10 protein-coding genes are annotated in these 11,348 nt (G+C 71.0%); 7 read left to right on the forward strand and 3 right to left on the reverse strand.

Annotation, left to right across the window (positions count from 1 at the left end; genetic code table 11):
- The first annotated feature begins 5 nt into the window (after positions 1-5).
- The 6 genes from ABZ845_RS24295 (at position 6) to ABZ845_RS24320 (ending at position 6,205) form a co-directional block, all read left to right on the forward strand.
- On the forward strand, positions 6-1,415 hold the full coding sequence (locus tag ABZ845_RS24295) for a sensor histidine kinase (RefSeq protein ID WP_360983046.1): 1,410 nt from the start codon (positions 6-8) through the stop codon (positions 1,413-1,415).
- Positions 1,412-2,086: a response regulator transcription factor gene (locus ABZ845_RS24300; RefSeq protein ID WP_360983048.1), complete on the forward strand. Its 675-nt coding sequence runs from the start codon at positions 1,412-1,414 to the stop codon at positions 2,084-2,086. Before ABZ845_RS24295 ends, ABZ845_RS24300 begins: the two co-directional genes overlap by 4 nt.
- A 140-nt stretch (positions 2,087-2,226) precedes the next feature.
- Positions 2,227-3,582, forward strand: a complete 1,356-nt coding sequence (locus ABZ845_RS24305; protein ID WP_360983050.1) for a histidine kinase — start codon at positions 2,227-2,229, stop codon at positions 3,580-3,582.
- Complete coding sequence (locus ABZ845_RS24310) at positions 3,579-4,253, forward strand: response regulator transcription factor (RefSeq protein ID WP_360983052.1); 675 nt, start codon at positions 3,579-3,581, stop codon at positions 4,251-4,253. Before ABZ845_RS24305 ends, ABZ845_RS24310 begins: the two co-directional genes overlap by 4 nt.
- Positions 4,254-4,305: 52 nt before the next feature.
- Positions 4,306-5,526 carry a cytochrome P450 gene (locus tag ABZ845_RS24315; protein WP_360983054.1) on the forward strand — a complete coding sequence of 407 codons (1,221 nt, stop codon included), beginning with the start codon at positions 4,306-4,308 and terminating at the stop codon, positions 5,524-5,526.
- An 88-nt stretch (positions 5,527-5,614) separates the two neighbouring features.
- Complete coding sequence (locus tag ABZ845_RS24320; protein WP_360983056.1) at positions 5,615-6,205, forward strand: Uma2 family endonuclease; 591 nt, start codon at positions 5,615-5,617, stop codon at positions 6,203-6,205.
- 5 nt (positions 6,206-6,210) lie between these two features.
- On the opposite strand, the gene ABZ845_RS24325 is transcribed toward ABZ845_RS24320, so the two are convergent.
- The gene (locus ABZ845_RS24325) at positions 6,211-7,821 is read right to left on the reverse strand and encodes an ABC transporter permease (RefSeq protein WP_360983058.1); all 1,611 of its coding nucleotides are present in this window, start codon (positions 7,819-7,821) and stop codon (positions 6,211-6,213) included.
- Positions 7,818-8,759 carry an ABC transporter ATP-binding protein gene (locus ABZ845_RS24330; protein ID WP_360983060.1) on the reverse strand — a complete coding sequence of 314 codons (942 nt, stop codon included), beginning with the start codon at positions 8,757-8,759 and terminating at the stop codon, positions 7,818-7,820. Before ABZ845_RS24330 ends, ABZ845_RS24325 begins: the two co-directional genes overlap by 4 nt.
- A gap of 103 nt (positions 8,760-8,862) precedes the next feature.
- On the opposite strand from ABZ845_RS24330, the gene ABZ845_RS24335 reads away from it, so the two are divergent.
- On the forward strand, positions 8,863-9,378 hold the full coding sequence (locus ABZ845_RS24335; RefSeq protein ID WP_360983062.1) for a MarR family transcriptional regulator: 516 nt from the start codon (positions 8,863-8,865) through the stop codon (positions 9,376-9,378).
- A 72-nt stretch (positions 9,379-9,450) separates the two neighbouring features.
- Here ABZ845_RS24335 and ABZ845_RS24340 read toward each other — a convergent pair whose 3' ends face one another.
- Entirely contained in the window at positions 9,451-10,962 is a 1,512-nt protein-coding gene (locus ABZ845_RS24340) for an APC family permease (protein ID WP_360983064.1), read from the reverse strand.
- Positions 10,963-11,348 lie beyond the last annotated feature (386 nt).

Consider the following 11,348-nt stretch of genomic DNA (forward strand, 5'->3'; position numbering starts at 1 on the left):
GCGCGATGGGGGAGTTCAGGCTTTCGAAGCTCCGCGGGCTGCCGCGCCGTCTGCGTGACGACCTGTGGGGGTTCGCCGCCGCCCCGCTCCCGCCGCTGCCGCGCCCGCGACTGCTGCGCTGGGCGCCGCACGTGCTGTTCTGCGACATCTCCATCGCCCTGGCCCTCGGAGCCGGAGGGGAGTTGAGGGACACCTACGGGCTGGCCTTCTGGCTCGGTACGGCGACCGGGCTCATACAGGGCGGGGCCGTGGCGCTCGCGCTGTGGTACCCGCTGCCCGCCTGGTGGCTGTCGCTGGCCGCGTTCGTCGTGGCGTCCCATGCGGCTCCCCAGATGAGAATCCCGTACCCGCGACCGCCCGTTGCCCCGCAGCCCTGGCCCTGGACGGGATCCGCCATCACGGCGTGCGTCCTCGTGCTGTTCCTGCTCGCCCTGCGGCTTCCCACCCGGGTCTGCGTGTCCGTCTGGGGTCTGACCGCCCTGGCGACGTATCTGACCGAGGGCGTCGAGGGCGGGGGTTACTACTCCGCGACCGGACTGCCGGCACTGGTCATCTTCGCCGCCGCCCTCCTGGTCGGCTCGCTGCTGCGCGCCCGCCGCGAGGCCCGTACCCAGATCGTCGCGCTCACCACCGTCAGCGCGGAGGAGCGCGCCCGCCGCACCCTGCTCGAAGAGCGCAGCCGCATCGCGCGCGAACTGCACGACGTGGTGGCGCACCACATGTCGGTGATCTCCATCCAGGCCCAGGTCGCCCCGCACCTGGTCGAGAACCCCTCGGACGAGCTGAGGGAGAACCTGGACGGTATCCGCGCCAACGCTCTCGAGGCCCTGGCCGAACTGCGCCGGGTCCTGGGCGTGCTGCGCTCGGAGGACCCCGGGGACCCCTACGGCATAGGCAGCGGTACCGGCGCCGCCCCCGACTCCCCGCAGCCCACCCTCGACCGGCTCGACGCCCTGGTGGAGAACACCCGCGCGGCAGGGCTCGAGGTGCGGACGGAGATCACCGGGCAGGTACGCCCGCTGCCGTCCGGCGTGGAGCTGTCCGCGTACCGGATCATCCAGGAGGCCTTGAGCAACGCACTGCGCCACGCCCCCGGTTCCACGGTCAAGGCCGAACTCGCCTACATCCCGGAGGGCTTGCATGTCCGTGTGGCCAACTCCCGCCCCACGAGTCCCGCTCCGCCCTCTCCGGGCGCGGGCCACGGTCTGCTGGGCATGCGGGAGCGGGCCGCGATGCTGGGCGGCACGCTCGCCACCTTCCCTACGGGCTCAGGCGGTTACGAGGTGCAGTGCTTCCTGCCCAGCCCCGGGGGCCAGGACAGCGACAGCCCCACGGCCCTTCCGGCCCCCTCGTCCTCCCCTCAGGACGACGACCCCACCGGCCCGACCACCCCGGCAGGAGAGAACAACCGATGACCAGCGGCACCATTCGCGTACTGATCGCGGACGACCAGATGATGGTCCGGCAGGGCTTCACGGTGCTGCTCAACGCCCAGCCCGGCATCGAGGTCGTCGGCCAGGCCGTCGACGGCAAGGACGCGATCGCCAAGGTCGCCGAGCTCGCCCCGGACGTCGTCCTGATGGACATCCGCATGCCCGAGCTGAGCGGCATCGAGGCGACCCGACGCATCACCGGGGAGGCCGGGCACCCGAAGGTGCTGGTGCTCACCACCTTCGACCTCGACGAGTACGTGTACGAAGCCCTGCGCGCCGGCGCCTCCGGCTTTCTGCTCAAGGACGCCTCCGCCGACCAGCTGGCTGAGGCCGTGCGGGTGGTGGCCGCGGGCGACGCCCTGCTCTCGCCAGGGATCACCCGGCGTCTGATCGCCGAGTTCTCGCGCCTGGACGGCACGCCCAGGCCCCCGCTGAAGTCACGCGTCGGCCAGCTCACCGAGCGGGAGACGGAAGTCCTCACCCTCATCGCGCAGGGCCTGTCGAACGCGGAGATCGCCGGACACCTCGTCCTCGCCGAGCAGACCGTGAAGACCCACGTCGGCCGCATCCTGGTGAAGCTGGGGCTGCGGGACCGCACGCAGGCGGCGGTGTTCGCCTACGAGTCGGGGCTGGTCCGGCCCACGGGACGCTGACCGCTGATCCGGCGTGGTCCCTGGGGTCCCCCGAGGTCCCCCAGGGAGGCATCCGTACCCCGTAGTACTTGAGAAGGACCCTCAAGTACCCCTCTCACCGGTGACGACGGCGACCCCCGCCTCCGCCTACCGTTTCTACCGTGACCGAGACGCCCCAGACACGGACGACGGCGCCGGACGGCCCGTACAGTCCGTACATACCGAGCAGCCCGGAGTACCGGGCCGCCGCGGAAGCCCTGCGCGGGCTGCGACAGGACCTGTTCCACGACGCCTTCGTCTACCGCCCGCTGCCGCCCCGTGCCGTCCGCGACAACGGGAAGCCGGGCGGACGGCCGGTGGGCCGTATCCGGGGGCGGTACGCGCCCTGGACCCGGCACGCCCTGGTGGTGGCGGCAGGACTGGTGGCGATGTTCGTCGGCTGGGAGGGCGGGGGCATGAGCTCGGCGGCCCCGCTGGCCGGTCTGCTGGCCCTGGCCCCGGTGCTGCTCACGCTGGTGCGCCCGGTCGCGGCCTTCTGGCTGTCCCTGATCGCGACCGTGGCCTCGACCGTGCTGGTCAGCGCCTTCGCGGACTGGCCCTGGCCGCCCGGCAGCTTCGTCTCCCACCTGATCGTGCTCACCGTGGTCGCGATACGCACCCGGCCCCGCACGGCGGCATGGATGTGGGTGGCCACCGCGGCCTACGCCGTCGCCATCAAGTCCGTCCACGGCTATCCCTACGGTGGCAACTCGGCACCCATGCTGGTCCTGTCCGCGTTCGCGCTGCTGGTCGTCACGGTCTGGCACGTGCGCCGCAGCGCCGAGCAGGAGGTGACCGCCCAGCAGACGGTGACCGCGCACGAGCGCTCCCGCCGCACCCTGCTGGAGGAGCGCACGACGATCGCCCGCGAACTGCACGACGTGGTGGCTCACCACATGTCGGTGGTGGCCATCCAGGCGGAGGCAGCGCCCTACCGCGTGGAGAACCCGCCCCCGGAGCTGGAGAAGGCGTTCGTCACCATCCGGGAGAACGCGGTGGCGGCCCTGACCGAGCTGCGGCGCGTCCTCGGAGTCGTACGGGCCGAGGACTACGAGGCGCCGGACGCCCCGCAGCCCACCCTCGCCGACCTGGACGCCCTGCTGGCCAATGTGCGGGAGGCGGGCCTGACGGTGGAGAAGACGGTCACGGGCGCGGTGCGGGAGCTCCCGCAGGGTGTCGAACTGTCGGCGTACCGCATCGTCCAGGAGGCCCTCAGCAACACCCTGCGGCACGCTCCGGGCGCCTCGGCCCGCGTGGAGATCGGTTATGTGCTCGGCGGTCTCGGCCTGCGGATCGTCAACGGGCCGCCGCCGAACCCCACCCTGGAGAAGTCGACGCACGGCGCCGGGCACGGCATCACGGGCATGCGCGAGCGTGTCACGATGCTGAACGGCGAGATGACGGCGGGCGGGACGGACGACGGAGGATACGAGGTGGCGGTGTACCTGCCGGTGACCACGGCGGAGGACCCGGCGTGACGAAGGGCACGATCCGTGTACTGATCGCGGACGACCAGATGATGGTCCGGGAGGGCTTCTCGGTGCTCCTCGGCGCGATGCCGGACATCGAGGTCGTCGGAGAGGCGGTCAACGGCCGGGAGGCGGTCGCGCGGGTCCGCGAACTGGCCCCGGACGTCGTCCTGATGGACATCCGCATGCCGGAGATGAACGGCATCGAGGCGACCCGGGAGATCGTCGCCGCGGACGCGTCGGCGAAGGTGCTGGTGCTGACGACGTTCGATCTCGACGAGTACGTGTACCAGGCGCTGCGGGCGGGAGCCTCCGGCTTCCTGCTCAAGGACGCCTCGGCGCGGCAGCTCGCCGACGGGGTGCGCGTGGTGGCGGCGGGGGAGGCGCTGCTGGCGCCCTCGGTGACGAAGCGGCTGATCACGGAGTTCTCCAAGCTGTCCGACAGCCCGCGCCTGATGCCGTCCGCGCAGGGGGCGTACGGGGACCTGACCGAGCGGGAGACGGAGGTGCTGGTCCTGATCGCCCAGGGTCTGTCGAACGCGGAGATCGCGGAGCGCCTGGTGGTCGCCGAGTCGACGATCAAGACCCATGTCAGCCGGATCCTGGTGAAGCTGGGGCTCCGGGACCGGACCCAGGCCGCGGTGTTCGCGTACGAGGCGAGACTGGTGACGCCGGGCTGACCCTTTGGGACACCTCTGGTCACAGAGGGGGAGGCCGGGCTAGCGTCCGTTCATGGCAGCCCGATCCGACCTCGCGTTCGACCCCTGGGACCCGGCGTTCCTCGCCGACCCCTACCCCGCCTACGCCGAGCTGCGCGCGAGGGGCCGCGTGCACTACTACGAGCCCAGCGATCAGTGGCTCGTCCCGCACCACGCGGACGTCTCGGCGCTGCTGCGTGACCGGCGACTGGGCCGGACGTACCAGCACCGCTTCACCCACGAGGACTTCGGCCGGACGGCGCCGCCGCCCGAGCAGGAGCCGTTCCACACGCTCAACGACCACGGGATGCTCGACCTGGAGCCGCCGGACCACACCCGGATCCGGCGGCTGGTGTCGAAGGCGTTCACCCCGCGGACGGTGGAGAGGCTGAAGCCGTATGTGCACGGGCTGGCCGGCGAACTGGTGTCCCGGCTGGTGGAGCGAGGCGGGGGCGATCTGCTCGCGGATGTCGCCGAGCCCCTCCCGGTCGCGGTGATCGCCGAGATGCTGGGCATCCCGGAACCGGACCGCGACCGGCTGCGGCCCTGGTCGGCGGCCATCTGCGGCATGTACGAGCTGGGCCCGTCCGAGGAGACGGCACGGGCGGCCGTACGGGCCTCGGCCGAGTTCTCGGACTACCTCAGGGCGCTGATCGCCGAGCGCCGCAAGGCCCCGGGCGAGGACCTGATCTCCGGCCTGATCGCGGCGTACGACGAGGGCGACCGGCTCACCGAGCAGGAGATGATCTCCACCTGTGTACTGCTGCTCAACGCGGGCCACGAGGCGACGGTGAACGCGACGGTCAACGGCTGGTGGGCCCTGTTCCGCAACCCTGACCAGCTGGCCGCCCTGCGCGCGGACCACTCCCTCGTCCCGTCCGCCGTCGAGGAGCTGATGCGCTACGACACCCCGCTCCAGCTCTTCGAGCGCTGGGTCCTGGACGAGATCGAGATCGACGGCACGGTGATCCCGCGGGGCGCGGAGATCGCCCTGCTCTTCGGCTCGGCCAACCATGACCCGGCGGTCTTCACCGCCCCCGGCCGTCTGGACCTGACCCGCGGCGACAACCCGCACATCTCCTTCAGCGCGGGCATCCACTACTGCATCGGCGCCCCCCTGGCCCGTATCGAACTGGCGGCGTCGATGACGGCCTTGCTGGACCGGGCCCCCACTCTGCGCCTGGCGGCGGAACCGAAGCGGAAGCCGAACTTCGTGATCCGGGGCCTGGAGGGGCTGGAGGTGGAGATCGGCTGATCACCCGTTCGGTTGATCAGCCGGGCAACCGGGACCCGTGGCCGTCGGGCGCTCGTCATGCTGGTGCGCGCCTGCGAAGGGAGGCACCATGACGGTTATGGCAGAGCGCGCCCAGATGCTGGTGGAGGACTTCGAGCGGATCGCCGAATTCGCGGCCAAGGAGACCGACGACGCCGTCAGGTTCGAGTTCATCAACGGGCGGATCGGGGTCAAAAAGGTGCCCGACGGCGATCACAACACCATCCTGATGTGGCTGAATCGGCGATGCATGCAGTCGCGGCCGGATCTCGACCTCTACCGGGAGCAAGGGCTGAGGGTGGAGAGGTATCGCGAGGGCCGGGCACGTCCCGACGCATGTCTCGCGCCCGAGGAACACTTCGCGGGGCACGGCGAATGGGCCGATCCCAAAGGAGTGCTCCTCGTCGTTGAGGTCACGTCCTATGACTCGGACACCGACCGCCGCGACCGGAAAGAGAAGCCCCTGGCGTACGGGGCCGCGGGCATCCCGTTCTACCTGCTGGTCGACCGCGACAACTGCACGGTCACTTTGTACAGCACCCCGGGATCGGACGTCGGTTACCACAACATTCTCAAAGAGCCGTTCGGCGCCAAGCTCTTGCTCCCCGATCCTCTCAACATCGAACTCGACACCGACCGGCTGAAGCGCTGGGTGGACTGACCCCCTCAGCCCGCCACGTCCCGCCTCCGCAACCCCGCCAGCCCCCCGGCCACCAGCACCACCGCGAGCCCCGTAAGCGCCAGTACCGGCGGCCAGTGCATCTCCCCGCCCGGCAGCTTCGGCAGGTGGCCGAACGGGGACAGGTCCAGGACGAGGCGCGGGACGTTCAGGGCGGGGCCCACCCAGCCGATCAGCAGCGCCGCCCCCGCCACGCCCCACGCCGCCACCGCGCCACGCGGCAGCACCCCGTACAGCAGGACCGTCAGCCCCCCGATCACCCAGATCGCGGGCAGCTGCACCAGACAGGCGCCCACGATCGGGCCCGTCTCCTTGCCGTGGCCGGCCGCAAGGCCGAGCCCCGCCAGCAGCATGATCAGGGCGGAGCCGCCGAACGCGATCACCAGATGGCCGGCGGCCCAGCGCAGCCGCCCCACCGCGTTCGCCAGCACCGGCTCCGCCCGCCCCGAGGTCTCCTCACCGCTGAGCCGCAGTACCGACGCCACGATGAACAGGGCCGCGACCAGGCCCATCATGCCGGTCATCGCCGCGAGGAACGCGTCCGTGAGCCCGGACCGCCCGCCCATGCGCTCGAAGATCTCGCGGGCCTTGTCGTTGTCGCCGACGAGCTTCGCCGCGCCGTCCGTCATCCCGCCGTACACGACCCCCGCGAGCAGGAAGCCCAGGCTCCAGCCCAGTACGGAGCCCCGCTGCAGCCGCCAGGCCAGCGCGCCCGCCGAGCCCAGGCGGCCGGTGGCCGGTCCCGGACGGCCCGGCAGGAAGCTCATGCCGATGTCGCGGCGCCCGGCGAGCCCGTACGCCGACGCGCCCTGCACCAGCGCGGCCCCGGCGAACAGCGGCGGCACCCACCAGCGTTCGCTCGCGTAGGGGCGGACGTTCTCCAGCCAGCCCAGCGGGGAGAGCCAGGTGAGCACGGACGAACCGTCGTCCGCCCCGGCGTCGCCCGCCGCACGCAGCACGAAGGCCGCGCCGAGAAGCGCCCCGGTGAGCCCGCGCGCCAGCCGTGCGCTCTCCGTCACCTGCGCGACGATCGCCGCCATCGTGGCGAAGACCATCCCGGTGCCGCCGACGCCCAGCCCAAGCGCCAGGGCCCCCGTGACGCCCTGCCCGGCGAGACCGGCGGTGATCACCAGCGCCAGCGTGGCGTTCGCGACGAGGGCGGCGAGCAGCGCCGCCGTCAGCGGGGCCCGGCGACCCACCATCGCCGAGGAGATCAGTTCCTGCCGTCCGCTCTCCTCCTCGTCGCGGGTGTGCCGTACGACGACGAGCAGGCTCATCACCGCGGCCAGCAGACCGGCGTAGACGCCGATGCGCCAGGCGGTGAGCGCGCCGATCGACTCACCGAGGACGGGGCCGACCATCGCCCGCAGGGAGGTGTTGGTGGCCATCTGGTCCGCCAGGGCGGCGCGTTCGGCCGCCGTGCCGTACAACCCCTTGAGAGTGCCCGGCATCGACAGCACCATCAGGGCGTCGACCGCGACCCAGAGGGGGATCATCACCCGGTCCCTGCGCAGGGCGAACCGCAACAGCGTTCCGGTGCCCGCGAGTTGCCGGGACCCTCCGGCCCGCACGGCGAGGACCGGTGCCGTGGCGGTCACCGGGTCCCCTCTTCCTGAAGCTCGCGGCCGGCCCCGTCCCGCCGGAGCTCGTCCTGGTAGTGCCGCAGGAACAGTTCCTCCAGGGTCGGCGGCGCCGATGTCAGCGAGCGCACGCCGGACTCGCCGAGCGACCGAAGTACGGCGTCGAGTTTGTCGGTGTCGACCTGGAACCGCACCCGGCGGCCCCGCACTTCGAGGTCGTGCACGCCGGGCAGGAGCGCCAGCCCGCCTTCCGGACCCGCCAGCTCGGCGCTGACGCTGGTACGGGTCAGATGGCGCAGGTCACCGAGCGAGCCGCTCTCGACCGTACGGCCCTTGCGGATGATGCTCACCCGGTCGCAGAGTTCCTCGACCTCGCTCAGGATGTGCGAGGACAGCAGGACCGTACGGCCGCGCTCGCGCTCCTCCCGTACGCACCGCTGGAAGACCTCCTCCATGACGGGGTCGAGGCCCGACGTCGGCTCGTCCAGGATCAGCAGGTCGACGTCGGAGGCGAAGGCGGCCACGAGGGCGACCTTCTGCCGGTTCCCCTTGGAGTAGGTGCGCCCCTTCTTGGTCGGGTCCAGTTCGAACCGCTCGACGAGTTCGGCCCGGCGCCGCCGGTCGAGTCCGCCGCGCAGCCGGCCGTACAGGTCGATGACCTCGCCGCCGGAGAGGTTGCGCCACAGGGTGACGTCACCGGGGACGTACGCGACCCCGCGGTGCAGTTCCACCGCGTCCGCCCACGGGTCGCGGCCGAGCACCCGGGCGGTGCCGGAACCGGCGCGCAGCAGGCCCAGCAGGACCCGGATGGTGGTGGACTTGCCGGCGCCGTTCGGGCCCAGGAAGCCATGGACCTCTCCGGCCTCGACCTCCAGATCGAGGCCGTCCAGCGCGTGCGTCGCGCCGAACGACTTGTGCAGTCCGGTTACCTCGATGGCGAGGTTGGCCTTCGTCATGGTTCGGAAGGTACGCTTAATTCAGAAATTTGTGAAGTTAAGGAAGCTCAGAAAGCGTGGGTAGACTCGGCGAAGGTGCCTGACCAGGGGAGATGATCCAGGGATGACGGAGCCGAAGGCGGTGACGCGGGAAGAGTGGGGGCAGCGCGACCCGGAGACGGTCTCGCGGTTCGTGGAGCACTTCGCCGCGCAGCTCGTCGAGGCGGGCGTACCCCGTATGCCGGCCCGGGTCTTCGGCGCGCTGCTCGCCTCCGACGCGGGCACGCTCACCTCCGCCGAACTGGGCGAACAGCTCCAGATCAGTCCCGCCGCGGTGTCCGGCGCGGTGCGTTACCTCGCCCAGGTCCACCTGGTGTCACGAGAGCGGGAGCCGGGCTCGCGACGGGAGCGGTACCGGGTGCACAGCAACCAGTGGTACGAGGCGCTCACCAACCGTGAGGCGCTCATCAAGCGCTGGGAGGACGCCCTGCGGGAGGGCGTCGAGAGCCTCGGCGCCGACACCCCCGCGGGCCGCAGGCTCCAGGAGACCCTGGCCTTCTTCGAGTTCATCGAGGGAGAGGTCGAGTCCATGATGGAACGCTGGCGCGTGCACCGCGACGAGACGTTCGGCCGGGGCTGACCCCGGCGCCCGGCCGACAGTACGTCCCCGTCCAGTGCCGCCAGGGGGCGGCATTCCTCAGCAGCCCTGCCCTTAACGCTCCTTGGTCTCCTCCAGCACCGTCCGCCCCAGCAGCGCATACCGCTCGGGCGCCCTTCGCTTGAGGTACTGCGCGTAGCCGAGGCCCGCCACCGCGACCAGGGCCACCAGCCACGGGGTCGCCTTCAGGATGAGGGAGCCGGACTCGGGGCCTGCGGCGGCGCTCATGTTGGAGACCAGCAGGACCACCACCCCCAGCATCGCGACACCGCCGATCAGCGGCGCGGCGAGGGTCTTGAACCAGTGGCGGCTCTCCGGGTGGTGGGAGCGGAAGTAGACGAGGACCGCGAACGAGCACACGGCCTGCACGATCAGGATCGCCATCGTGCCGAGGATGGCCAGCAGGACGTAAGTGCCGGTGTACGGGTCCTTGCCCGCCGCCCAGAACGCCCCGATCAGGACCGCGCTGACGACCGTCTGCACCAGACCCGCGATGTGCGGCGAGCCGTGCCCCGGGTGGGTGCGTCCCACGGTCCGGCGCAGCGACGGCAGTACGCCCTCGCGGCCCAGCGCGTACATGTAGCGCGCGGCGCAGTTGTGGAAGGCCATGCCGCAGGCCAGCGAGCCGGTGATCATCAGCCACTGCATGACGTCCACGGCCCAGTGCCCGACATAGCGCTCGGTGGGGTTGAAGAAGAGGGCGAGCGGGTTCGACGACGACGCGGCCCTGACGGCCTCCGCCTCGCCGTTGCCGCATATCGCCATCCAGGACACGAAGACGTAGAACACCCCGACGCCCAGGACCGAGATCATCGTCGCCTTGGGGATGATCCGCTTCGGGTCGCGGGACTCCTCGCCGTACATCGCCGTCGACTCGAAGCCGACCCACGACCAGAAGGCGAAGAACAGTCCGAGTCCGGCGCTGGTGCCCTTGAAGGCGTTCACCGGGTCGACCGGCGCGAAGGTGAAACCGTGCGGCCCGCCGCCGTGCAGGGCCACGGACACCGCCATCGCCGCGAGGACGGTCACCTCGGTGGCCAGCAGCACGACCAGCAGCTTCTCGGCGACGTCGATGCCGAACCAGGTACCGGTCGCGTTGATCGCGAGCATCAGCGCCGCGAACGCCCACCACGGAACGTCAACTCCGGTCTGATCCTTGAGCGTTGTCGTGGCGAAGGTGGAGAAGATGCCGATCAGGGCGGGCTCGAAGACCGCGTAGGCGAAGGTCGCCAGCAGTCCCGCCGCCAGGCCGACGGTGCGGCCGAGGCCGTAGGAGATAAAGCCGTAGAAGGCGCCGGTCGAGGTGATGTGCTTCGCCATCGAGGTGAAGCCGACGGAAAAGATTGCCAGGACGACCATTGCGACGAGATATCCGGCGGGAGCCCCGATGCCGTCGCCCGCCGACACCATGAAGGGCACGTTCCCCGTCATGGCCGTGATCGGCGCGGCGGTCGCCACGGCCATGAACACCACGCCGAGCAACCCCACGGCGTTGGGTTTCAGCCGGTGAACCGTGGTCCCGTCGCTCGTCGTCGCGTCCGGGACCAGATCCTCTTGTACTGCCATCGGGTGGCCCCTTCCATGGTGCCGTGATCGTTGCCGTGATCGCGCTGTGCACTGCTGCCGGGGTGGAACTTTGTGGCCCGAATGAGTCGGTCAAGGGTGTCCGGGCGTTAAATGTTTGTCAACCAGACCTTTAGAATTCAGGCCGAACGATCACCGGCCCGGTGCGGGTTCGCGCCCCTGTCGGGCCGCACGGGCACGCGTTCGTCTGCGGGCGGGTTGCGGTTCTTCGCGCAGTTCCCCGCGCCCCTGTCGGTCCCCCACACGTACGCGTTCGTCTGCGGGCGGGTTGTGGTTCTTCGCGCAGTTCCCCGCGCCCCTGTCGGTCCCCCACACGTACGCGTTCGTCTGCGGGCGGGTTGTGGTTCTTCGCGCAGTTCCCCGCGCCC

This window comes from Streptomyces sp. NPDC047022, assembly GCF_040644155.1.
GTDB lineage: Bacteria > Actinomycetota > Actinomycetes > Streptomycetales > Streptomycetaceae > Streptomyces.

Coding starts and splice junctions, on each gene's coding strand:
- ABZ845_RS24335 (WP_360983062.1), top strand. CDS start 8,863: ATGACGGAGCCGAAGGCGGTGACGCGGGAAGAGTGGGGGCAGCGCGAC.
- ABZ845_RS24340 (WP_360983064.1), bottom strand. CDS start 10,962: ATGGCAGTACAAGAGGATCTGGTCCCGGACGCGACGACGAGCGACGGG.
- ABZ845_RS24300 (WP_360983048.1), top strand. CDS start 1,412: ATGACCAGCGGCACCATTCGCGTACTGATCGCGGACGACCAGATGATG.
- ABZ845_RS24295 (WP_360983046.1), top strand. CDS start 6: ATGGGGGAGTTCAGGCTTTCGAAGCTCCGCGGGCTGCCGCGCCGTCTG.
- ABZ845_RS24320 (WP_360983056.1), top strand. CDS start 5,615: ATGACGGTTATGGCAGAGCGCGCCCAGATGCTGGTGGAGGACTTCGAG.
- ABZ845_RS24330 (WP_360983060.1), bottom strand. CDS start 8,759: ATGACGAAGGCCAACCTCGCCATCGAGGTAACCGGACTGCACAAGTCG.
- ABZ845_RS24315 (WP_360983054.1), top strand. CDS start 4,306: ATGGCAGCCCGATCCGACCTCGCGTTCGACCCCTGGGACCCGGCGTTC.